General features: G+C 71.2%; 18 protein-coding genes, 1 tRNA gene and 2 pseudogenes. 5 read left to right on the forward strand and 16 right to left on the reverse strand.

From position 1 onward, the window contains the following. Positions 1–69: 69 nt before the first annotated feature. Positions 70–2,537 (reverse strand): annotated as a pseudogene (gene fxsT / locus Sru02f_RS38115) (FxSxx-COOH system tetratricopeptide repeat protein); the annotation flags it as partial. A gap of 162 nt (positions 2,538–2,699) precedes the next feature. Then, positions 2,700–2,781: transfer RNA gene (locus tag Sru02f_RS34585), tRNA-Tyr, on the reverse strand. A 235-nt stretch (positions 2,782–3,016) separates the two neighbouring features. Between Sru02f_RS34585 and Sru02f_RS34590 the strand changes: the two genes are divergently transcribed. Next, positions 3,017–3,505 carry a YajQ family cyclic di-GMP-binding protein gene (locus Sru02f_RS34590; RefSeq protein ID WP_109034166.1) on the forward strand — a complete coding sequence of 163 codons (489 nt, stop codon included), beginning with the start codon at positions 3,017–3,019 and terminating at the stop codon, positions 3,503–3,505. 105 nt (positions 3,506–3,610) lie between these two features. Here Sru02f_RS34590 and Sru02f_RS34595 read toward each other — a convergent pair whose 3' ends face one another. Next, positions 3,611–3,877: a GlsB/YeaQ/YmgE family stress response membrane protein gene (locus Sru02f_RS34595; protein ID WP_109034164.1), complete on the reverse strand. Its 267-nt coding sequence runs from the start codon at positions 3,875–3,877 to the stop codon at positions 3,611–3,613. A 138-nt stretch (positions 3,878–4,015) separates the two neighbouring features. Here Sru02f_RS34595 and Sru02f_RS34600 point away from each other — a divergent pair. Next, a pseudogene (locus tag Sru02f_RS34600) lies at positions 4,016–5,259 on the forward strand (APC family permease). Between the two features lie 74 nt (positions 5,260–5,333). Here the strand turns inward: Sru02f_RS34600 and Sru02f_RS34605 are convergent. From Sru02f_RS34605 to Sru02f_RS34665, 13 genes are all read right to left on the reverse strand, one after another. Then, on the reverse strand, positions 5,334–5,927 hold the full coding sequence (locus Sru02f_RS34605) for an SMI1/KNR4 family protein (protein WP_109034162.1): 594 nt from the start codon (positions 5,925–5,927) through the stop codon (positions 5,334–5,336). A gap of 97 nt (positions 5,928–6,024) precedes the next feature. Continuing rightward, positions 6,025–6,441: a YccF domain-containing protein gene (locus Sru02f_RS34610; protein WP_003974337.1), complete on the reverse strand. Its 417-nt coding sequence runs from the start codon at positions 6,439–6,441 to the stop codon at positions 6,025–6,027. Beyond that, positions 6,438–7,301, reverse strand: coding sequence for a zinc metalloprotease HtpX (gene htpX / locus Sru02f_RS34615; protein ID WP_109034161.1), 864 nt, complete (start codon positions 7,299–7,301; stop codon positions 6,438–6,440). The genes Sru02f_RS34610 and htpX overlap by 4 nt, the downstream gene beginning before the upstream one ends. Positions 7,302–7,515: 214 nt before the next feature. Then, complete coding sequence (locus Sru02f_RS34620; protein ID WP_109034159.1) at positions 7,516–9,063, reverse strand: NADH-quinone oxidoreductase subunit N; 1,548 nt, start codon at positions 9,061–9,063, stop codon at positions 7,516–7,518. Further along, the gene (locus Sru02f_RS34625) at positions 9,060–10,676 is read right to left on the reverse strand and encodes an NADH-quinone oxidoreductase subunit M (protein WP_109034157.1); all 1,617 of its coding nucleotides are present in this window, start codon (positions 10,674–10,676) and stop codon (positions 9,060–9,062) included. Before Sru02f_RS34625 ends, Sru02f_RS34620 begins: the two co-directional genes overlap by 4 nt. 6 nt (positions 10,677–10,682) lie before the next feature. Continuing rightward, on the reverse strand, positions 10,683–12,677 hold the full coding sequence (locus Sru02f_RS34630) for an NADH-quinone oxidoreductase subunit 5 family protein (protein WP_109034155.1): 1,995 nt from the start codon (positions 12,675–12,677) through the stop codon (positions 10,683–10,685). Then, on the reverse strand, positions 12,674–13,066 hold the full coding sequence (gene nuoK / locus Sru02f_RS34635; RefSeq protein ID WP_011029757.1) for an NADH-quinone oxidoreductase subunit NuoK: 393 nt from the start codon (positions 13,064–13,066) through the stop codon (positions 12,674–12,676). The genes Sru02f_RS34630 and nuoK overlap by 4 nt, the downstream gene beginning before the upstream one ends. Then, positions 13,066–13,719 carry an NADH-quinone oxidoreductase subunit J family protein gene (locus Sru02f_RS34640; protein WP_109034153.1) on the reverse strand — a complete coding sequence of 218 codons (654 nt, stop codon included), beginning with the start codon at positions 13,717–13,719 and terminating at the stop codon, positions 13,066–13,068. The genes nuoK and Sru02f_RS34640 overlap by 1 nt, the downstream gene beginning before the upstream one ends. Further along, positions 13,716–14,309: a NuoI/complex I 23 kDa subunit family protein gene (locus tag Sru02f_RS34645; RefSeq protein ID WP_109034151.1), complete on the reverse strand. Its 594-nt coding sequence runs from the start codon at positions 14,307–14,309 to the stop codon at positions 13,716–13,718. Before Sru02f_RS34645 ends, Sru02f_RS34640 begins: the two co-directional genes overlap by 4 nt. Next, the gene (locus tag Sru02f_RS34650; RefSeq protein WP_003974345.1) at positions 14,309–15,277 is read right to left on the reverse strand and encodes a complex I subunit 1/NuoH family protein; all 969 of its coding nucleotides are present in this window, start codon (positions 15,275–15,277) and stop codon (positions 14,309–14,311) included. Before Sru02f_RS34650 ends, Sru02f_RS34645 begins: the two co-directional genes overlap by 1 nt. 609 nt (positions 15,278–15,886) lie before the next feature. Next, the gene (locus tag Sru02f_RS34655) at positions 15,887–16,666 is read right to left on the reverse strand and encodes an NADH-quinone oxidoreductase subunit C (protein ID WP_373103661.1); all 780 of its coding nucleotides are present in this window, start codon (positions 16,664–16,666) and stop codon (positions 15,887–15,889) included. After that, entirely contained in the window at positions 16,663–17,310 is a 648-nt protein-coding gene (locus tag Sru02f_RS34660; protein ID WP_109034148.1) for an NADH-quinone oxidoreductase subunit B, read from the reverse strand. Before Sru02f_RS34660 ends, Sru02f_RS34655 begins: the two co-directional genes overlap by 4 nt. Beyond that, on the reverse strand, positions 17,301–17,741 hold the full coding sequence (locus Sru02f_RS34665; RefSeq protein WP_003974348.1) for an NADH-quinone oxidoreductase subunit A: 441 nt from the start codon (positions 17,739–17,741) through the stop codon (positions 17,301–17,303). The genes Sru02f_RS34660 and Sru02f_RS34665 overlap by 10 nt, the downstream gene beginning before the upstream one ends. A gap of 195 nt (positions 17,742–17,936) precedes the next feature. Between Sru02f_RS34665 and Sru02f_RS34670 the strand changes: the two genes are divergently transcribed. From Sru02f_RS34670 to Sru02f_RS34680, 3 genes are all read left to right on the forward strand, one after another. Beyond that, the gene (locus Sru02f_RS34670; RefSeq protein WP_109034146.1) at positions 17,937–19,163 is read left to right on the forward strand and encodes a sensor histidine kinase; all 1,227 of its coding nucleotides are present in this window, start codon (positions 17,937–17,939) and stop codon (positions 19,161–19,163) included. Positions 19,164–19,276: 113 nt separating this feature from the next. Next, complete coding sequence (locus Sru02f_RS34675; protein WP_109034144.1) at positions 19,277–20,644, forward strand: sensor histidine kinase; 1,368 nt, start codon at positions 19,277–19,279, stop codon at positions 20,642–20,644. A 347-nt stretch (positions 20,645–20,991) separates the two neighbouring features. Then, positions 20,992–21,651 (forward strand): response regulator transcription factor, encoded by a 660-nt coding sequence (locus Sru02f_RS34680; protein WP_275898184.1) that lies wholly within the window; start codon positions 20,992–20,994, stop codon positions 21,649–21,651. Positions 21,652–21,872 lie beyond the last annotated feature (221 nt).

Here is a 21,872-nt window from a genome sequence, read left to right on the forward strand (position 1 = left end):
GACGGCGCATCGTCAACGGCGTTTGCGGCCGAAGCGACGCTTACTGCCCTTGCTCGGCTTCCGGCCCGTCAACTGCTGTGCCTCATGTGTCCTGCCCATCGCGGTCAATACGGCGGCGAGATTCTGGGTGGCAAGCTCGGTCCTGGGGTGCTTCGCGCCGAAGAGCCGTGCGTAGCCCGCACGCACATCTTTCAGGAGAGCAACCGCCTCCGGGAACTGGCGGGTGGCGTGCAGGGTTCTGGCGAGGTTGTTGGCCGAGGTGAGGGTGTCGGGGTGGTCCTCACCCAGAACACGGCGCCGACGCGCAAGAACATCCTCAAGCCTGCGGCGGGCCTCCTCGTGCTCCCCCAAGTGGTTCAGGGTGCTGGCAAGGTTGCTTGCGGAAATCAGGGTGTCGGGGTGGTCCTCACCCAGAACACGGCGCCGACGCGCAAGAACATGCCCATGCCTGCGGCGGGCCTCCTCGTGCTCCCCCAGTTCGTTGAGAGTGCCGGCAAGATTGTTGGCGGAAATCAGGGTGTCGGGGTGGTCCTCACCCAGAACACGGCGCCGACGCGCGAGAACGTCCCCATGCATGCGGTGGGCCTCCGCATGCTCTCCCAGGTAAGACAAGTTGGTGGAGGCGTCGTTGGCCGAATGGAGAGTGTCAGGGTGGTCCTCACCCAGAACCCGGCGGCGACGGACAAGGGTGTCCTCGACGATGAGGTACCCCTTGGCGTAGTCGCCGCGCCCGACGGTCGCGTGCCCCAGGAACTGTGCGCAGGTGAGGGTGTCGGGGTGGTCCGGTCCCAGATCGGTGCTCCAGGCCTGGTGCAGCGCCGCGCTGAGGTCGTGGGCGGCGCGTGGCAGGCGGCTGCAGATGAGGAAGTGCGCCGCTTTCGAGAACGTGGTGCGCAGTGCGGCCTGGTTGGCGAGCGCCGTGGTGACGTGGGGAGCGGTGAGGTGGGCGGTGAGGGAGGCCCAGGCCGGCCAGTCGGCGGGAGATCGCGGGTCGCCCGGGTCGACCGCGGCCAGGACGGCGGTGACGTCGTCGCGGATCGCGGCGACCGGGTCAGGACCGGTCCGGGTACGGAGGATGGCCTGCGTCAGCCGGTGGATCTGGAAGGTGTCGTAGTCGGTGCGGGCCAGTCCGAAGCGGCCGAGGGGCTGGAGGGCGTTGCGCAGCCACATCGGGTCGTCGGGGTCGCCGGGGATGGTGGCGAGTTGGGGGCGGGCCGTCTCCAGCCAGGCGGTGGGGATGGGTTCGGGACCGAGGAACGCACCGAGGCGGAGCAGAGCGACGGCGTCAGCGTGGCCGTCGTCCACAAGGCGGGTGACGGCGATGCCGACCGTCGCGGCCAGCGGCGCGGGGTGGTCACGGACGTCGCTCTCCTGGAGGAGGCGTGCGGTGTCCGTGGTCAGCAGCCGGCGGTAGCGGTCCAGGGTCATGCCGCTGCGCAGGACTCCCGAAGCCTGGGCGAGCGCGAGGGGCAGGTCGCCGAGGTCCTGCGCCAGGAGATCGGCGTGCTCGGTGGTCATTCCGAGATACGGCCCTTGAGGTAGGCGAGGGAGTCGTTGCGGGTGAAGACGTCCAGGTCGCTCTGGTGGGCGATCCCGTGCCAGTCGGGGTTGCGGGAGGTGATCAGAACGTGGCCCGGCCCTTCGGGGAGCCAGGGCTCGATCTGATCGGGGTGTTCGGCGTTGTCGAGAACGAGGAGCCAGCGGTGCCGCGTCCGCAGATGCTGGAGGAGGGCACGGGCGTTGGGTTCGGAGCCCGCGTCGGACTTGGCGATGCCGAGGCGGTCGGCGAGTTCGGTGTAGCGGACGGGCAACTGGTCGGCCTGTTCGGCATCGACCCACCACACGAGGTCGTACTGGCTGGCGAAACGGTGGGCGTACTCCAAGGCGATCTGGGTCTTTCCGATGCCGCCCATGCCGTGGAGGGCCTGAACCACTGCCTGTCGTCCGCTGAGCAGCCCGGTACGCAGCTGCCCCATGACCGCCTCGCGGCCGGAGAAGTCGGGGTTGCGGCGACGGACGTTCCACACCTCGGGCAGGCCGACACTGCTGGGCAGCCGCGGACGCTGTACATCGGGTGCCGCGGGCGTATCGGCGGACGCGGCGCCGGGGAAGCCGACCGGACCGGTCGGGGGAACCGGCCCATGGACGGCTTCGAGCAGGGCGGCAGTGGCGGCGGTCTCGTCCAGCCCGTGCACGTCCGTGCGCAGTATCCCGGCCAGCAGGGCGGGGATGTCGTCGTCGGTCAGGAGCTCGATCGCCACCGGAACGAGACGCCCCCGCAGGGCTACGGCGGCCGACCACTCTTCCCTGGTCCATCGTTTGGGGTCGAAGTAGTGCCTGGAGAACAGGGCCACCATCGCGTCGGCCTTGCCGAGGGCCAGGTTCATCTTCTGGACGAAGTCGTCGCCGGTGCGCCAGTGCCACCGGTCCAGCTCGACCTGGTGCCCGGCCTGCTGGAGCTGCCAGCCGGCCCACTCCGCCCAAGCCTGGTCCGGGCCTGCGTAGCTGAGAAAGATACGTTGCGTGGTGTCGGTCACCGTTGACCCCCGAATTCCCTGACGCTCACAACGCGGAGCACGGGCCATGATCTCGCGTACACCGTGGGCCAGGGCAGGGAACACCGAGATCTCGTGGACCCCGTGAACGACGAAAGGGTCTGTGCCCAGCATTGCTGCTGGTCACAGACCCTTTCGGTCGTGTGGCGGCGCCAGGATTCGAACCTGGGAAGGCTGAGCCGGCAGATTTACAGTCTGCTCCCTTTGGCCGCTCGGGCACACCGCCGGGGTTTGCTGCTCGTCGAACCGCTCTTCGGCGGTGCTCCGTGGCAACGACGTAAACAATACCTGATGTGGAGGGGTGCTTCGCCACCCGATTGATCGCCGCTCGGATCGCGGTGGGTGGCTAGGCTTGTCCGGATGCGGCCGAGGACCCCGCGGGGCCCGGCGGCCGCCGACGTATGCCGGTACGGACCCGATACGCGGCCCGACACGCACCCAGATACAAGGAGCCACAGGACATGGCCGACTCCAGTTTCGACATCGTCTCGAAGGTCGAGCGGCAGGAGGTCGACAACGCCCTCAACCAGGCCGCCAAGGAGATCTCGCAGCGCTACGACTTCAAGGGCGTGGGCGCCTCGATCTCGTGGTCCGGGGAGAAGATCCTCATGGAGGCCAACTCCGAGGACCGGGTGAGCGCGGTCCTCGACGTCTTCCAGTCCAAGCTGATCAAGCGCGGCATCTCGCTCAAGGCTCTGGACGCGGGCGAGCCGCAGCTCTCCGGCAAGGAGTACAAGATCTTCGCGTCGATCGAGGAGGGCATTTCGCAGGAGAACGCGAAGAAGGTGGCCAAGCTCATCCGCGACGAGGGCCCCAAGGGCGTAAAGGCCCAGGTGCAGGGCGAGGAGCTGCGGGTCTCGTCGAAGAGCCGGGACGACCTGCAGACCGTGATCTCTCTGCTGAAGGGCCAGGACTTCGACTTCGCGCTGCAGTTCGTCAACTACCGGTGAGCCGCTGAGCGCGACGCGGTGGCTCGGTGGCGCGTAGGCCTTCGTTGACGGGAAAGGGTGGGCACCCCGGCGGTGCCCACCCTTTCCCGTCCGGTCCGCGCGCGTTCAGTCGCGCGAGTTGCCGAACAGGAGCCGGTAGGCGACCAGGAGCACCAGCGAACCGCCGATCGCCGCCGCCCAGGTGGCGCCGTCGTAGAAGTCCTTGCTGATCGGGTGGTCCAGCCAGCGGGCCGATATCCAGCCGCCGAGGAAGGCGCCCGCGATGCCGATGAGGGTGGTGCCGATGAGCCCTCCGGGGTCGCGGCCCGGCAGCAGGACCTTGGCAATGGCTCCGGCCAGCAGTCCGAGGATGATCCAGCTGATGACGGTCATGCCGTGACCCTGCCCTTTCTTCCTGTGCCCACACTGCGCCAGTGCTGAGGGCCCGTTTCTCGCGGTGTTCATGTCCTCTTGGTGGAGAGGACGTTCCGACCGCGCCGGGTGGTTGCGCTGGTCAGTAGGGTGCGACCCATGACACCTGCGGGTTCGGAGCTGCGTCGCACTCTCGGCGTGGGCGACGCCGTCGTCGTCGGACTCGGTTCAATGATCGGCGCCGGGATCTTCGCCGCCCTGGCACCGGCGGCCGGCGCCGCCGGCTCGGGTCTGCTCCTCGCCCTCGCCGGGGCAGCCGTCGTCGCCTACTGCAATGCCCTGTCGTCGGCTCGGCTGGCCGCGCGGTATCCGGCCTCGGGCGGCACCTACGTCTACGGGCGCGAACGGCTCGGGGAGTTCTGGGGCTATCTCGCGGGCTGGTCCTTCATCGTCGGGAAGACGGCCTCCTGTGCTGCCATGGCGCTCACCGTGGGCGCGTACGTCTGGCCGGAGCAGGCGCACACCGTGGCGGTCGCCGCCGTGGTGGCGCTGACCGCGGTGAACTACGGCGGCATCCAGAAGTCCGCCTGGCTGACACGGGTGATCGTGGCGGTGGTTCTCGCTGTCCTCGCTTCCGTGGTGGTGGTGTGCCTCGGGTCCGGGCGGTCCGACTCCGGACGGCTGGACATCGGCTTGTCGGGCGGGGCGGGCGGGGTCCTTCAGGCGGCCGGCCTGCTGTTCTTCGCGTTCGCGGGGTACGCGCGCATCGCGACGCTCGGCGAGGAGGTGCGGGACCCGCGGCGCACCATTCCGCGCGCGATCCCGCTGGCGCTGGGCCTCGCCCTGGCGGTGTACGGGTGTGTGGCGGTGGCTGTCCTTTCCGTGCTGGGTCCGGTCGGTCTGGGGCAGGCGACGGCACCCCTGGCCGACGCGGTACGGGCGGCCGGCCTGCCGGGGTTGGTGCCGGTCGTGCGGGCGGGCGCCGCCGTGGCCGCGCTGGGTTCGCTGCTGGCCTGATCCTGGGCGTCTCCCGGACGACGCTGGCCATGGCCAGGGACCGTCATCTGCCCCACGCGCTGGCCGCGGTGCACCCGCGTTTCCAGGTGCCGCACCGGGCGGAGCTGGCCGTGGGCGCGGTGGTCGCGGTGCTGGCGGCGACGGTGGACGTGCGTGGGGCGATCGGCTTCTCCTCCTTCGGTGTGCTGGCGTACTACGCGGTGGCCAACGCGTCGGCCTGGACGCTCGACCCGTCGAGGCTGTCGCGGGTCGTACCGGCGCTGGGGCTGCTCGGGTGCATGGTGCTCGCGTTCTCGCTTCCGGCGGTGTCGGTCGTCGTGGGAGTGGGTGTGCTGGCGGTGGGCGTGGTGGCGTACGGGGTGCGGGGGCAGCAAGTCCCGCGGTGAAGGGCCACGGCGCGATGGCCGCGCGTCGGCGCCTCGGGGTACGTCCTGACGGGCGGGGCTCGGCCGGCTTCCGCTCAGGACGCCGGTGCGGGCGACGTGCCGGTCGGGACGGGCGGTCTTCCGGTGCGCAGGGGTAGGGCGATCCACGGGGTCGGTTCCGGGTCCTCGCGGGTCTCCTCGTACCAGCCCGTGCCCTCGATCCAGGTGCGCAACCAGTCGGCGAGGCTCGGGGCGTCGACGTACCAGGCATGGTCGACGTCGCCCGCGTTGGGCTCGAAGAGGAGGACGGTGGCCTGCGGGGAGCGGCAGTCGACGCACGCGTACATCGCGCAACCCCAGTGGGATATGGGCAGGACGCCCTCGGGCCAGGGCCAGTCGGGGTCCTTCGCGCCGCTGTCCCGGTTGGCCAGGTACTGGGCAACGGCGGCGGGCTCGCCCGAGGGCGCGTTGTCGAGCAGCGGCAACAGGCCGTACTCCGGGCCGAATCCGCCGTCTCCTATACGCAGGTACAACTCGGCGAGCAGGGCGGGGAGAGGAAAGCCCAGGGCGGCCTCGGCGCGGGCCGGCGCATCCCCGTCCACGGGCTCGGGCAGGGAACTCCAGCCCCACGGTCGGGTGCTCCGCGCCTTGGCGGCCACCCTTTCCAGCAACTGCTCGCTCTCGGTCATGGGTTCATGATGCAGGCCGCCACTGACATCCGGGCGGGTCTGTGGACAACCCGGAAGTTGTGGACAACGAGGGCCACGAGGGCCCACGGAAGCCCTCTTACCAACCGGTCCGCTGCGTCGCTGCCGCGGCGGTGAACGGCTGGTCCGTGCGCACGATCTCGCGGCCCAGCGGGAGCAGGGAGACGGGGATCAGCTTGAAGTTGGCGATGCCGAGCGGGATGCCGATGATCGTGACGCACAGCGCGATGCCGGTGACGATGTGGCCGAGGGCCAGCCACCAGCCGGCGAGGACGAGCCACAGCACGTTCCCGATGCACGAGGGTGCTCCGGCACCGCGCCGCTCGACCGTCGTGTACCCGAAGGGCCACAGGGCGTAGACGCCGATGCGGAAGGCCGCTATGCCGAAGGGGATGCCGATGATCGTGATGCAGAGGAGCGCGCCCGCGAGCAGGTAGCCGAGGAACAGCCAGAAGCCGCTGAGCACGAGCCAAATGACGTTGAGGATGGTCTTCACTGCTGACGACCTGCCATCTTTTCGAGTCGGGCGATTCGCTCCGCCATGGGCGGGTGGGTCGAGAACATCTTCGAGAGCCCCTGTCCCGGGCGGAAGGGGTTGGCGATCATCATGTGGCTGGCGGTCTCGAGCCGGGGCTCCGGCGGCAGCGGAAGCTGCTTGGTGCCCAGTTCCAGCTTCCGCAGGGCGCCGGCCAGGGCGAGCGGGTCACCGGTCAGCTGGGCGCCGGAGGCGTCGGCCTCGTACTCCCGGGAGCGGCTGATCGCCAGTTGGATGACGGTGGCGGCGAGTGGTCCGAGCAGCATGATGAGGAGCATGCCCAGCAGACCGGGTCCGTCATCGTCGTTGGACCGTCCTGCCGGGATCAGCCAGGCGAAGTTGACCAGGAACATGATCACCGAGGCCAGGGCGCCGGCGACGGAGGAGATCAGGATGTCGCGGTTGTAGACGTGGCTCAGTTCGTGCCCGATGACGCCGCGCAGTTCGCGCTCGTCCAGCAGGCGCATGATGCCCTCGGTACAGCACACGGCCGCGTTGCGCGGGTTGCGGCCGGTCGCGAAGGCGTTCGGGGCGTCCGTCGGCGAGATGTACAGGCGGGGCATCGGCTGCCGGGCCTGGGTGGAGAGCTCGCGGACCATGCGGTACAGCGCCGGGGCCTCGAACTCGCTGACCGGGCGCGCGCGCATCGCGCGCAGGGCGAGCTTGTCGCTGTTCCAGTAAGCGTACGCGTTGGTGCCCAGGGCGACGAGGACGGCGACGACGAGCCCCGCTCGGCCGAAGAAGCTGCCGATAACGATGATGAGCGCGGACAGTCCCCCGAGGAGAACTGCGGTCCTGAGCCCGTTGTGCCGGCGGTGCACGGTACGCCCTCCAAGTCGTGCAGCAGGGGAACCCTTTGCTTGCTGGTCTCGCTCGCTGTGGTTGCTTCCTGGTCTTCGATGCCACCGGTGCCGTGGTGACACGTCCAGTGGACCCTTCCGTACTGGTCAACGCCAGGCGAGGGCCACCAGTTCCCTGCCGCCCTGCGCGGGGCGTGTGGTCCGTACGGGTGACGGCCGCGGCGGGCGGCCGCGATCAGAAGAGCCCGGTGTCGGCGAAGCGCAGGATCAGCTGGGGTGCTCCGGAGAGGGCGACGGCGAGGACCGCCGTCACTGTGATCGCGGCCGTGAGGGGGGCGGGGGCGCGGTGCCCGGCGGTCGCGTCCTCGGGTGCCCGGAACAGCAGCGCCGTCCATTGGAGGTAGTAGAAGAGCGCGATCACGACGTTGACGGCCATGACGACGGCCAGCCAGCCGAGTCCGGCGTCGACGGCCGCGGAGAAGACCGTGACCTTGGCGAAGAGGCCGATGATGCCGGGCGGCAGTCCGGCGAGGCAGAGCAGGAAGAAGGCCAGGAGAAGGGCGGTGAGGGGGTTGGACGCGTAGAGGCCGCGGTAGTCCGCCACGCGGTTCAGCGCCTTGGTGCGGCCGACGAGTGCGGCCACCGCGAAGGCGCCCAGGTTCACCGCGGCGTACATGAGGGCGTAGGCGACGGTGGAGCCGACGGAGTGTTCGGGGTCGTCGGAATACGCGGCGGCGGCGATCGGCACCAGGAGGTAGCCGGCCTGGCCGACGGACGACCAGGCGAGCAGGCGTACCGCGCTGTACGCGCGCGTGGACTGCTGCCGGAGGGCGCCGACGTTGCCGACCGTCATGGTGAGTGCGGCGAGGGCCGCGAGGGCCGGGCCCCAGACGTCGGCGTAGGACGGCAGGGCGACGACCGTGACCAGGATGAGGCCGGAGAAGCCGACCGCTTTGCCGATCACGGACAGGTAGGCGGCGATGGGCAGGGGGGCGCCCACGTAGGTGTCGGGCACCCAGAAGTGGAAGGGGACGGCGGCCGTCTTGAAGGCGAAGCCGACGAGGGTGAGGACGACGCCGGTCTGGGCGAGGGTGGTGAACTGCCCGTCGACGTGCTGGATGCGGTCCGCCACCTGGGTGAGGTAGAGGGTGCCGGTGGTGGCGTAGACGAAGCTGATGCCCATGAGGCTGACCGCGGTCGCGGTGACCGAGGACAGGAAGAACTTCAGGGCCGCTTCGGAGGACCTACGGTCGCCCTGCCGGAGGCCGACGAGGGCGAAGGCGGGCAGGGAGGCGACCTCCAGGGCGACGATCAGCGTGGCGAGGTCGCGGGAGGCGGGCAGGAGGGCGGCGCCGGCCGCGGAGGAGAGCAGCAGGAACCAGTACTCGCCCGCGGGCAGTCCCCGGTCGGCGTCCTTGACCGCGGTGACGGACAGCAGGGCGGTCAGCAGGGCGCCGCCGAGGACGAGGAACTGGATGGCGAGGGTGAAGGTGTCCGCGGTGTAGCTGCACACGCCGGGCTCGCCGGCCTGGCAGAACGTCGAGCGCTCGGCGTTCACCAGGGGCAGCAGCATGAGGGCGGAGGCGGCGAGTCCGGCGACCGAGATCCAGCCGAGCAGCGGCTTGCGGGCGTCCTTGACGAACAGGTCGGTGACGAGGACGACGAGTCCCACGACCGCCGTGATGGTGGGCGGCGCGATGGCGAGCCAGTCGACCGACTGCACGAGGTTCTGGGCCGGCGGCTGTGCCAGGGGCTCCGCGAGGTGCTGGGCCGGGGAGCTCATCGGGTGCCTCCTGAGAGGAGCTGCTGCACGGCCGGGTCGGTCAGCCCGAGGAGGGTCCTGGGCCACAGTCCGGCGACGACGGTGAGGGCGACGAGCGGCGTCCAGGCGGCGAACTCGTAGGTGCGCACGTCGGCGAACTTCGGCTGCGGGGCCTCCTGCGGTACGGCGCCCATGCAGACGCGGCGGACCACGATCAGCATGTACGCGGCGGTCAGCAGGGTACCGAAGGCGGCGATGGCCATGAAGGTGAGGAACGCGGGGCGGCTGAGGTCGTCGTGCGGGTCGAAGGCACCGAACAGGGCCAGCATCTCGCCCCAGAACCCGGCAAGGCCGGGCAGACCGAGCGAGGCGACCGCGGCGAAGGCGAGCAGTCCGCCGAGGCGCGGTGCCTTGCCGTACAGGGCGTGGCCGGACTCCTCGGCGAGGGTGTCGAGGTCGGTCGTTCCGGTGCGGTCCTTGAGCGCGCCGACCACGAAGAAGAGCAGGCCGGTGATCAGGCCGTGGGCGATGTTGGCGAAGAGGGCGCCGTTGACGCCGGTGGGGGTCATGGTCGCGACACCGAGCAGGACGAAGCCCATGTGGCCGACGGAGGAGTAGGCGATGAGGCGCTTGAGATCGCCCTTCGCGCCCCTTCTGGCGAGGGCCAGGCAGGCCAGGGAGCCGTAGATGATGCCGACGACGGCGAAGGCGGCGAGGTACGGCGCGAAGATGCGGAAGCCCTCCGGCGCGACCGGGAGCAGGATGCGGATGAAACCGTACGTGCCCATCTTCAGCAGAACGCCGGCCAGCAGGACCGAGCCGACGGTCGGCGCGGCGGTGTGGGCGTCGGGCAGCCAGCTGTGCAGCGGCCACATCGGAGTCTTCACCGCGAGCCCGAGACCGATCGCCAGAACGGCGATGACCTGCACGGATGTGGTCAGCGACCGGCCGTTGTCAGTGGCGAGTGCCACCATGTCGAATGTGCCCGCCGTGATTCCGATCAGGAGCAGGCCGAGCAGCATGACGACGGAGCCGAGGAGCGTGAAGAGGATGAATTTCCAGGCGGCCCCGGCCCGTCCCTCGCCGCCCCAGCGGGCGATGAGGAAGTACATCGGGATGAGGACCATCTCGAAGGCGAGGAAGAAGAGGATCAGGTCGAGGACGGCGAAGGTGGCGAGGGTGCCGGACTCCAGAACGAGCAGCAGAGCGACGAACGCCTTCGGGCTGGGGCTGGGGCTGGGGCCTGCGGCCCGCGGCGTCAGCCCCTCGTGTCGCTGCTTGAAGTACGAGTAGAGCGCGCAGAGGAAGGTCAGCAGCGCGGTCAGGACGAGCAGGGGGAGGGAGATGCCGTCGATGCCGAGGTGGATGCGTACGTCGAGTGCGGGGATCCAGCTGATGTCCGTGCTGGCCTGCATCTTCGACGGATGGTCGTGGTCGAAGCCGAGCACGAGGACGACCGCCGCGAGGAGGACGGCGCCGGTGACGGTGACGCCGTGCCGGAGCACGGCCTGCTCGGGTGACTTCCCCTTCAGTCCGGGCGGGGCCGGCAGGAGGGCGGCGACGGCGCCGAGGAGCGGGCCGACGACGAGGAACGCGAGAAGCACCTGCATCACGGACTCGTTGATATCGATCACGTCTGCTCACGCTCCCGCGGCGACGAGGACGGCGGCGACCGCGAGGACGACGGTGCCGGCGAGCAGCGCGCTCACATAGGTCTGCACATTGCCGGTCTGGGCACGTCGTACGGCGGCCCCGAGCAGGCGGGGCAGGACGCCCGCCGCGCGTACGTAGGTGTCGACGACCTCGCGGTCGAGGAACCGGACGAGGCTTGCGCCTGCCTGGACCGGGCGGACGAAGAGGGTCGTGTACACCGCGTCCAGGTGGAAGCCCGCCGCCGCGTGCCGGTGCACCGGGCCCAGCAGGAGCCGTCCCGGATCCGACGGGTCGGGTGCGGAGGCCAGGTCTCCGTAGGCGGCCCGGTGGGCGGCGATCGCCTCGGCCTCCACCAGACCGGCGTCGCCCTCGGGGTGGGCCGCGACGGCGCCCAGCGGCGTGCGGTCGGCGAGCGCCGTGGTGTGCCGCCAGGCGGCGTAGGTGACGATGCCGCCGACCAGGGCCACGCCCGTGCCGAGCACGGAGGTGGTGAGGGTCGGAGTGAGGTCCTGGCCGTCGAACCAGTCGGGCAGCAGGCGGAAGGCGAGTCCGCCCAGTGCGAGTGAGGGGAGGGCGAGCACCCAGAGCACGGCGTTCATGACCAGCGGCTGCCTGCCGTGATCGGGGGCCTCGGCGCCTCGGCCGCGGAAGGCCAGCAGCCACAGGCGGGTCGCGTAGGCGGCGGTGAGCAGGGCCGTGATCAGGCCGGCGACGAGCACGGTCCAGCCCGCGGCGCCGGGCGCGTGCTCGGTGTGGCCGGTGACGACGTGCTCCGCGGCGCCGAGGACGGACTCCTTGGAGAAGAAGCCGCTGAAGGGCGGGATCGCGGCGAGCGCGAGCAGGGCCACGGTCATCGTCCAGTAGGCGTCCGGGACGCGGTCGCGCAGGCCTCGCATCCGGGACATGGCGGCCAGTGAGTTGGTGCCGGCGGCGTGGATGATCACGCCGGCGGCGAGGAACAGGAGCGCCTTGAAGGCAGCGTGGGAGAGGAGGTGGAAGACGGCGGCACCCCGGTCGCCCGTGGCGAGGGCGCCGGTCATGTAGCCGAGCTGTCCGATCGTCGAGTAGGCCAGGACGCGTTTGATGTCGTCCTGGGCGAGGGCGGCGAGCGCGGAGCCGACCATCGTGACGGCGGCCATGACGGCGAGGACGACCATCGCGGCCCGCGAGGCCTCGAAGAGCGGAAGGAGCCGGGCGACGAAGTACACACCGGCGGCGACCATCGTCGCGGCGTGGATCAGCGCGGAGACGGGCGTCGGGCCCGCCATCGCGTCGGGAAGCCAGGTGTGCAGCGGGAACTGCGCCGACTTGCCCGCGACACCGGCCAGGAGCAGCAGCGCGATCAGCGTCGGGTGGTCGAGCGAGCCGCTCGCGACCGCTCCGAGGATCTTGGTGATGCGGAAGGAGCCCGCCTCGGTGGCCAGCGCCAGCAGACCGATCAGGAAGGGGACGTCGCCGAGCTTGGTGACGAGGAAGGCCTTGAGGGAGGCGGCGCGCGCCTCCGGGGTCTCCCAGTAGTGGCCGACCAGGAAGTACGAGCAGATGCCCATGACTTCCCAGCCGACCAGCAGCACCATCAGGTCGCCGGAGTAGACGACGAGGAACATGGCGGAGGTGAACAGGGAGACGAGCGCGGCGTACGAGGCGTAGCGCGGGTCGTCGCGCAGGTATCCCGTGGAGTAGATCTGCACGCAGGTGGCGACGGTGCCGACCAGGACGGCGACGAGGGCGGCGAAGCCGTCGATGTGCAGGGCGAGTTCGACGGGGACCGAGCCGGTGGGCGTCAGCTCGGTGACTGCGTCGAGGGCCCGGCCACCGCCCTGACGCGCCGCGACGAGGGCGGCGAGGACGAGGGAAGCCAGCGTCGGCAGGACGGCGAGGGGACGGACGAAACCGGGGGCCGACCGACCCAGGAGGAAACCGGCGGCTGCCCCGAGGAAGGGAAGGAGGGGGACGAGTACGGCGAGGGTGGTCGTGGTCACGCGGTGGCCTCAGCCTTCTCGGCGGCCGTCCCGGTCGCGGGAGTGTCGGTGTCGGGGCCGTCCGGCTCGTGGCCCTCGGCGGTGTCGCGGAGCTTGTCGATGTCCGAGGTGCCGCGGTTGCGGTGGACGGCGAGGACGATCGCCAGGCCTATGCCGATCTCGGCGGCCGCGATGGCGATCGTGAACAGGGTCAGGGCCTGACCGGAGTGCAGGGTCTCCTCCGCGGCCCTGCTGAGCCAGACGTCGAAGGCGACCAGGTTGAGGTTGACGGCGTTGAGCATCAGCTCGACCGACATCAGGACCAGGATCGCGTTGCGGCGCGCGAGGACGCCGTAGAGACCCGTGCAGAAGAGGAGGGCGGAGAGGACGGCGGGATAGGCGAGGTGCATCAGCGGGCACCGCCCGTCCGGGAGGGTCCGGGCCGGGAGGTTCCTGGCTCGGAGGTGCCGCGCTCGGGAGTGCCCGGCTCGGGGGTTCCGGTCCCGGGCGTTTCGTCGGCGCGGGCCGCCTTGGCCTTGCGGGACAGGACGATGGCGCCGACCAGGGCGGCGAGGAGGAGGACGGAGAGTGCTTCGAAGGGGAGGACCCAGTTCTGGAACAGGCTCGCCCCCGTGACGGCGGTGGAGCCCGCGGCCGGGCCGTCCAGATCGATCCAGGTGGTGCGGAAGGCGTCGACGACGACCCACACCAGGGCCGCCGCGGAGGCCACGGCCACGGTGAGGGCGGCCCAGCGGTTGCCGGAGTCGGCGTCCGGCGACCGGCCGATGGGCGCCCGGGTGAGCATCAGGCCGAAGAGGATGAGGACCACGACGGCACCGACGTAGATGAGGACCTGGACCCAGGCGATGAACTCTGCGGTGAGCAGCAGGTATTCGACGGCGAGGCCGCCGAGGGCCACCACCAGCCACAGGGCCGCGTGGACGAGCTGGCGGGTGGTCACGGTGACGACGGCGGCCGCGAGGGTGACCAGGCCGACGAGGAGGAAGGCGATCTCCACGCCGGTCGGGGACAGGAAGCCGTGGGATGCGGCGGCGAGGATCATGTCCGGCCCTCCTGCCCGGGCTCGCCCGGTTGCCCGGGGTGGTCGGGTCCGGGCTGGTCCGGCTGCTGCTGCGCGGCCAGCTTGTCGGCGGCCTTGCGGGCGGCGGCGAGTTCCTTGGGCTCCTCCGCGCCGGGGTCCAGGGCGGGCGGGGCCGGCACGGTCCACATCCACTCGCGGAGCTTGTCGCGCTCGTGGGTGAGGTCGCGGATGTCGGTCTCGGCGTACTCGAACTCCGGGGACCAGAACAGGGCGTCGAAAGGACAGACCTCGATGCAGATGCCGCAGTACATGCACAGGGCGAAGTCGATGGCGAAGCGGTCGAGGACGTTGCGGCTGCGGTCGCGTCCGCCGGGGGTGGCCGCGGGGACCGTCTCCTTGTGGGAGTCGATGTAGATGCACCAGTCGGGACACTCGCGGGCGCACAGCATGCAGACCGTGCAGTTCTCCTCGAACAGGCCGATCACGCCGCGGGTACGGGGCGGCAGCTCGGGCTGGGCGTCCGGGTACTGCTCGGTGACGGTCTTCCGCGTCATCGTGCGCAGCGTGACGGCCAGACCCTTGGCCAGGCCGCTGCCGGGGACGGGGGCCATTACGCGATCACCACCTTGACGATGCCGGTGAGGGCGATCTGGGCGAGGGAGAGGGGGACGAGGAGCGTCCAGGACAGTTTCTGGAGCTGGTCCTCGCGCAGGCGCGGATAGGTCACGCGGAGCCAGATCACGACGAAGGCGAGGACGGCCGCCTTGAGCAGGGTCCACACCCAGCCGAGTCCGTCGGCGCCCCAGGGGCCGTGCCAGCCGCCCAGGAAGAGGACGGTGGTCAGACCGCACAGGACGACGATTCCGGCGTACTCGGCCAGGAGGAACAGGGCGAAGCGCAGGCCGGTGTACTCGGTGTAGGCACCGAAGATGATCTCCGAGTCGGCGACCGGCATGTCGAAGGGGGGCCGCTGCAGTTCGGCGAGCCCGGCGACGAAGAAGACGATCGCGCCGACGATCTGCCAGGGCAGCCACCACCACTCGAAGGCGTCGAGGATCCCGACGAGGGAGACCGTGCCGGCCGCCATGGCGACTGAGGCCGCGGTCAGCAGCATCGGGAGTTCGTAGGCGAGAAGCTGGGCGGCGGTGCGCAGGCCGCCGAGGAGGGAGAACTTGTTGGCCGAGGACCAGCCTGCCATGAGCGAGCCGAGGACGCCCACGCCCATGACGGCGAGGACGAAGAAGACTCCCGCGTCGACGACCTGACCGACCGCGCCCTCCCCGGGCCCGACCGGGATGGCCAGGAGAACCAGGAGGTACGGCAGCAGGGCCACCGCCGGGGCGAGCTGGAAGATGCGGCGGTCCGCGTCGGCGGGGACCACGTCCTCCTTCTGCGCGAACTTCACGCCGTCCGCGACGAGCTGGGCCCAGCCGTGGAAACCACCCGCGTACATCGGGCCCAGGCGGCCCTGCATGTGCGCCATCACCTTGTGCTCGGTCTGGCCGACTATCAGGGGGAACGCGAGGAAGACGACGAAGACGACCAGAAGGCGCAGGGTGACGTCGAGCGCGTCGTTCACTGCCGGCCTCCTGGGGAGTTGGGTGGGTTCGGGGGGTCATCGGGAGTGTCGGTGTCGCCCGGGGTGTCCGACTCCGCTTCCGGTGACTCGGTGGACGCCGCCGGCTCCTCTGCCGCCTCCGGGTCCCCCGCGGCGTCGGGCTTCTCCGCGGCATCGGGGTTTCCCGCGGCATCGGGCTTTCCCGCCGCCTCGGGGTCGTCGAACGCCGGGCGGGCGTGGTGCCACGGGGCGTCCGGGCTGCGCGGTGTCGAGGGCGCCGGCTTCGGGGCCGGTTCCTCCGCGGGCGAGGAGGTGGTGCCGTCGCCGCCCCGGGGGGCGCTGCCGGCACCCGCGTCGTCCGGCTCCCCGGCGGCGGAGGCCTCCCGCTGACTCGCCGAGCCCTGCGACGCACTCCGACTCCGACGGGGGCCGACTGTGTCGGGTGTCCGTCCGGTCGCCGGGGCGCCGGTGCCGGTGCCGGTGCCGTCACCCTGCCCTGCAGCCGTGTCGGCGGTGGGCCCGTCCGCCGGACCGGCCGCCCGCTGGGAGGCGGAGCCCTGGCTCGCACTGCGCGACCGCCGCGGCGCCGGTCCGGCCGTCGGTGCGGTCTTCGGCGCCGTCGTCGGTTCGCTAGGCCGGGGAGGTCTGGCTTAGCCGAGCCTTCGGCCGCCGTGCGGGCGCGGCGCGGCGCGGCCGGGGTCTCGGTGCCGGGAGCCGTCTGGCCGACGGAGCCCTCGGCGGCCGTACGGGTCCGGCGGGCCGGGCGCTCCCCGCCCCGCGGACCGGGCGCTCCCCCGCCGCTCGCCCCGCACCGCGTGCCGGGCGGGCCGGAGCGGGCGGCAGCTGGCCCTTCAGCGGGCCCCACTCGTTGGGGTCGGGGACGCCAGGCGGCAGCATCTGGCGGCGACGGGGACCGCCGTGATCGGACTCGCCGGGTTCCTTGGCTCCGGGCCAGGCCTTGGCGACGCGTGCGGCGAGGACGAAGTCCTTCCGCAGTGGGTGGCCCTCGAAGCCCTCCGGAAGGAGCAGGTGGTCCAGCGCGGGGTGGTCCGCGAAGGCGACACCGAACATCTCGTGGGTCTCGCGCTCGTGCCAGGCCGCGCCCGCGTACACCCCGACGGCGCTGGGCAGAGCCGGTGCGTCGTGCGGGACGGTCGTGCGCAGCAGCAGCCTGCGGACCGGTCCCAGCGCCGCGACGTGTGCCGCGACGCGAAACCCGGTGCCCGGTTCGTCGACCGCGCTCAGCCAGTCGAAGTACGTGCAGCCCAGCCGGTCACGCGCCGTCTCCAGGGCGGTGATCCAGGAGGCGGGCGGCACGTCGACGGTCAGGAGGTCGTACGACTCCTCCGCCGTGGCGTCCGTGCCGAAGAGCTCCTCGACGCCGGCGGGCAGCCAGCCGACCGCCGTCATCGGCCTCGCCCCGCATCCGAGCCCGTGTCCGTGCCCTCACCCGAACTCGGCCCCGAGCCCGGCTCCGGCGGTCGTACCAGACCGCTTCGCAGCGCGGCCGTCGACGGCCGGGGCGAGACGCCGTACCGCTCGCCAAGGGACTCCCGCGCGATCTTCTCCTGGAGTTTGAGGATCCCCTGGAGCAGCGCCTCGGGGCGCGGCGGGCAGCCGGGAACGTAGACGTCGACGGGGATGATCTGGTCGACGCCCTTCGTCACGGAGTAGGAGTCCCAGTAGGGGCCGCCGCAGTTGGAGCAGGCGCCGAAGGAGATGACGTACTTCGGCTCGGGCATCTGCTCGTACAGGCGCTTGACGGCCGGTGCCATCTTGTCGGTCACCGTGCCCGAGACGACCATCAGGTCGGCCTGACGGGGGCCGGGCGCGAACGGGATGACACCGAGCCGGATGAAGTCGTGGCGGGCCATCGACGCGGCGATGAACTCGATCGCGCAGCAGGCGAGGCCGAAGTTGAACACCCAGAGCGAGTAGCGGCGGCCCCAGTTCAGGACGACCTTCATCGGCTCCGGGGCGAGGCGGGCGAGCGTGCCCAGCCTCTTGGGCTCGGGGAGCGGCACGGGGGTGGGATCGGCGGGGTTCACGTCCACGACAGGACGCCCTTCTTGTATGCGTACAACAGACCCACGGCGAGGAAGCCGAGGAAGATGAACATCTCGACGAGGGTCGTGGCCCCGTAACCAGGGTCGGCGAAGACCGTCGCCCAGGGGAAGAGGAAGATCGAGTCGACCGCGAAGATGACGTAGAGGAACGCGTAGACGTAGTAGCGGACCTGGGTGTGCGCCCAGCCCTCTCCGACGGGGTCGACGCCGCACTCGTAGGTGAGCAGCTTCTCGGGCGTGGGGACCACCGGTCGCAGCAGCCGCCCGGCGCCGAAGGCCACGGCGACGAAGAGCACCCCGACGACGGCGAGCAGGCCGACGACCGAGTAGGACTGGAAGTAGTCCGCGGCGAGCCCGACGGTCGCATCGGCGGTGGTCACGGCGTCGGCGGTCGCGTCGCCGACGGTCGGTTCCGGCACGTGCGGCCCTCGCTCCCTGTCGTGAACCTCGTGAACGCTGCTGTTCGACGATCCGTACGCACGGGAGTCTAGAGCCTGATAAAGAGACGGTAAGCAGCCCGTCGCCCCTCGAGACGCGGGGGTGGGGTTTTCCTCAGTGGATCCCGGCGGTCCACCTCATGGCGCGGCGTCGCGCCGCACGGCACGCTGACGTGTATGACCGAACGCCTCTCGACATCCAGCCTCGCCGGGACCACCGGCTCAGCGGCCGGCGACCGCCTGCCGCCGGCCCGTTTCGCCTACGACCGGCACACCTGGAAAGAGATCGCCCACCTGCTGGCGAATTTCCCGGCGGCGCTGCTCGGCTTCACCTACGTGGTGACGATGCTGTCCGTCGGCATCGGATTGACGGTCACGGTGATCGGACTCCCGCTGCTGGCGGCCGGCCTGCTGGGCGCGCGGCAGCTGGGCAAGCTCGAGCGGGCGCGGAGCAGAGCGCTGCTCGGGGTGCGGGTGGACGAGCCGAGCCCACTGCCGTTGCGGAGCGGGCGCGGCTTCTTCGCGCAGTTGTGGATGTCGTTGAAGGACCCGGTGGGCTGGCGCACGGTCCTGTACGCGTTCATCCGGTTCCCCTGGGGCGTCGCCACCTTCCTCGTCACCCTGACGTCGTTGTTCGTGCTGTGGCCCGTGCTGCCGTTCATCGCGCGGGGCCTGGCCAACGCCGACCGGGCGATGGTGCGGGGGCTGCTGTCCCCGTCCGACGAGCTGGAGCGGCGGATCGCCGAGCTGGAGTCGGACCGGGGGGTCGTGGTCGACACGGCCGCCGCCGACCTGCGGCGCATCGAGCGCGACCTGCACGACGGGGCGCAGGCCCGCCTGGTCAACCTCGCCATGGGTCTCGGCCTGGCGAAGGAGAAGCTTCTCGAGGACCCCGACGCGGCGGCGGCCATGGTCGACGAGGCGCACGGCGAGGTGAAGCTGGCCCTGCAGGAGCTGCGGGACCTGGCCCGGGGCATCCACCCCGCGGTCCTGACCGACCGCGGCCTGGACGCGGCGCTCTCCTCGGTCGCCTCCCGCTGCACCGTGCCGGTCAAGGTGACCGCCGACCTGGCGGAACGCCCCGCGGCCGCCATCGAGGGCATCGCCTACTTCACCGTCTCGGAGCTGCTCCAGAACGTGAGCAAGCACAGTGGGGCGAGTTCGGCCTCCGTGGAGGTGTGGCGGTCGTCCGACCGGCTGCTCATACAGGTGGAGGACAACGGCCACGGCGGCGCACGCCTCGACGGTGGTAGTGGGATGAGGGGCCTCGCCGACCGGTTGTCCGCCGTCGACGGCCTCTTCGTCGTCGATTCGCCGGAGGGCGGCCCGACCACGATCACGGCCGAGCTGCCGTGGCGGGACCGTACGGAGGCCGACGCGGCCGGCTCGCGCCCCAGGGGGTAGGGAAAACCCCACTCCGCAGACGCCGACGGGCTCCATGGGCCGAGGCGCCGCGGTCGAGGAGGGTGGAGTTACGACAGCACAGCCGTAGCGCGACGAGGAGAGGGACGGCACCGATGGCCACGGAATACGGACAGGGTTACGGGCTCGGGAGCGGGTCCGGCTTCCCCGGGCACACCGGTGAGCGGCACCACCGGCTGCCGGCGGGGCTGCGGGCACCGTTCGAGGCCCGCAGCTGGCGGGAGTTCGGCTATGTCCTGGTGGGTCTGCCGGTCGGCATCCTGCTCTTCACGTACGCCGTGACGATGGTGTCGCTGGGGGCAGGCCTGCTGGTGACGTTCCTGGGGGTGCCGGTGCTGGCGGCCGCCCTCGCCGGGTGCAGGGGCTTCGGGGCGATGGAGCGGGCGCGGGCCCGTGCCCTGCTGGGCCTGCGGGTTTCCGAGCCGGAGCCGCTGCGGCTGAAGAAGCAGGGCGCGATGGGCTGGATGGGCGCCGTGCTCAAGAGCGGCGCCTCCTGGCGGAGCCTGCTGTACGCGGTGCTGCAGTTCCCGTGGTCGGTGTTCTCGTTCGTCGTCGCCGTGAACGTCTGGGCGTTCGGGTGGGCGATGCTGACGTACCCGCTGTGGTTCTGGGTGTTCCCGATGTACGCGGGCCAGGACGGGCTCCAGCTGTACGGCGACCAGACGCACCGGGTCTACCTGGACAACCCCTTCGAGATCGCCGTGACCGCGCTGGTCGGTCTGCTGTTCACGCTGGCGACGCCGTGGCTGGTGCGGGCGCTGACGACGGTGGACCGGGTCATGGTGCACGGGCTGCTCGGACCGTCGCGGCTGGCGACGCGGGTCGTGGAGCTGGAGTCGGACCGGGGGGTCGTGGTCGACACGGCCGCCGCCGACCTGCGGCGCATCGAGCGCGACCTGCACGACGGGGCACAGGCCCGCCTGGTCAACCTCGCCATGGACCTGGGTCTGGCCAAGGAGAAGCTGAAGGAGGACCCCCGGGCCGCGGCCGTCATGGTGGACGAGGCGCACGGTGAGGTGAAGACGGCGCTCCAGGAGCTGCGGGACCTGGCCCGGGGCATCCACCCCGCGGTCCTGACCGACCGCGGCCTGGACGCGGCGCTCTCCTCGGTCGCCTCCCGCTGCACCGTGCCGGTGCGGGTGGAGGTCGACCTGGCTGAGCGGCCGGCCTCGGCGATCGAGGGCATCGCCTACTTCACCGTCTCGGAGCTGCTCCAGAACGTCAGCAAGCACGCGCGGGCCACGTCGGCCGCCGTGGAGGTCTGGCGGGTGGAGAACCGGCTGATGCTCCAGGTCGTGGACAACGGCGTGGGCGGCGCCGACGCGTCGGCCGGGTCCGGGCTGGCCGGTCTGGCGGAGCGGCTGGACGCAGTGGACGGCATCCTCGTGGTGGACTCGCCGGCCGGAGGCCCGACACGGATCACGGCGGAGCTGCCCTGGCGGAACGAGCCGCTCACCGGCTGACCGGCACAGCGGCGGCGGCCCGGCGCCGTGACGAGGCACCACGCCGTAACGGGGGGCCGCACCGTAACGGGGGCCGCACCGTGCCGGGGCCGCACCGTGCCGGGGGCCGGCCGACCGTCGAGAACCGGCCATCGAGTGGCCGAACCTGTACGGACCCAGTACCAATACCGGGACCGACACCGGGGTCGGTACCCGGGACTTCCCGTTCTCTTCCCGTTGCCCTTGGGCATCCGGCCTCCGATGCTGGGATGCTGGACCTGTCGCACGGACGGTTCGTGGACGCGGCGCGTGCCGCGCGGACCGTGAGGTGCACGGGCTGTGGGGGGCCGAGGATCGTGGAGGACAGGGTGCGGGTGGTCATCGCCGAGGATTCAGTGCTGCTCCGAGAGGGGCTGACCCGGTTGCTGACCGACCGCGGGCACGAGGTCGTGGCCGGTGTCGGCGACGGTGAGGCACTGGTCAAGACCATCACCGAGCTGGACGCGCAGGGCGAGTTGCCGGACGTCGTGGTGGCGGACGTACGGATGCCGCCGACGCACACCGACGAGGGGGTTCGGGCCTCGGTGCGGCTGCGCAAGGCGCATCCCGGTCTCGGCGTGCTGGTGCTGTCCCAGTACGTGGAGGAGCGCTACGCGACGGAGTTGCTGGCCGGTTCCAGTCGGGGCGTGGGCTATCTGCTCAAGGACCGGGTGGCCGAGGTGCGGGAGTTCGTGGACGCGGTGGTGCGGGTGGCGCAGGGCGGTACGGCGCTGGACCCGGAGGTGGTCGCGCAGCTGCTCGGGCGCAGCCGCAAGCAGGACGTCCTCGCCGGGCTCACCCCGCGTGAGCGGGAGGTGCTGGGGCTCATGGCCGAGGGACGGACGAACTCGGCGATCGCCCGGCAGCTCGTCGTGAGCGACGGGGCCGTCGAGAAGCACGTCAGCAACATCTTCATGAAGCTGGGGCTGTCCCCGAGCGACGGTGATCACCGCAGGGTGCTCGCGGTGCTGACCTATCTCAATTCCTGACATCGGCGGCTCATACCTCGGAAGCACCGGTCCGGTCCGATCCGATCCGATCCGGTCCGGTCCGGTCCGGCCCGGCCCGGTCCGGCGACGGGAACGCTCATCCGGACGAATGAGAAACCGGAGGACGGGCGGGGTGCGTCCTCACCGGTGCCGGGGCGGTAAAACCTTGGGATTCCAGGGCCGTGGGCCATCTCGAAGTCGTGTCCATCATGCGAATGTCC

This window comes from Streptomyces rubrogriseus (assembly GCF_027947575.1).
Classification (GTDB): Bacteria; Actinomycetota; Actinomycetes; order Streptomycetales; family Streptomycetaceae; genus Streptomyces; species Streptomyces rubrogriseus.

What these genes read in the sequence shown, in the direction of transcription:
- Sru02f_RS34590 (WP_109034166.1), top strand. Translation starts at nt 3,017, where the DNA reads ATGGCCGACTCCAGTTTCGACATCGTCTCGAAGGTCGAGCGGCAGGAG.
- Sru02f_RS34595 (WP_109034164.1), bottom strand. Translation starts at nt 3,877, where the DNA reads ATGACCGTCATCAGCTGGATCATCCTCGGACTGCTGGCCGGAGCCATT.
- Sru02f_RS34605 (WP_109034162.1), bottom strand. Translation starts at nt 5,927, where the DNA reads ATGACCGAGAGCGAGCAGTTGCTGGAAAGGGTGGCCGCCAAGGCGCGG.
- Sru02f_RS34620 (WP_109034159.1), bottom strand. Translation starts at nt 9,063, where the DNA reads ATGAGCTCCCCGGCCCAGCACCTCGCGGAGCCCCTGGCACAGCCGCCG.
- nuoK (WP_011029757.1), bottom strand. Translation starts at nt 13,066, where the DNA reads ATGCACCTCGCCTATCCCGCCGTCCTCTCCGCCCTCCTCTTCTGCACG.
- Sru02f_RS34640 (WP_109034153.1), bottom strand. Translation starts at nt 13,719, where the DNA reads ATGATCCTCGCCGCCGCATCCCACGGCTTCCTGTCCCCGACCGGCGTG.
- Sru02f_RS34645 (WP_109034151.1), bottom strand. Translation starts at nt 14,309, where the DNA reads ATGGCCCCCGTCCCCGGCAGCGGCCTGGCCAAGGGTCTGGCCGTCACG.
- Sru02f_RS34655 (WP_373103661.1), bottom strand. Translation starts at nt 16,666, where the DNA reads ATGACGGCGGTCGGCTGGCTGCCCGCCGGCGTCGAGGAGCTCTTCGGC.
- Sru02f_RS34670 (WP_109034146.1), top strand. Translation starts at nt 17,937, where the DNA reads ATGACCGAACGCCTCTCGACATCCAGCCTCGCCGGGACCACCGGCTCA.
- Sru02f_RS34675 (WP_109034144.1), top strand. Translation starts at nt 19,277, where the DNA reads ATGGCCACGGAATACGGACAGGGTTACGGGCTCGGGAGCGGGTCCGGC.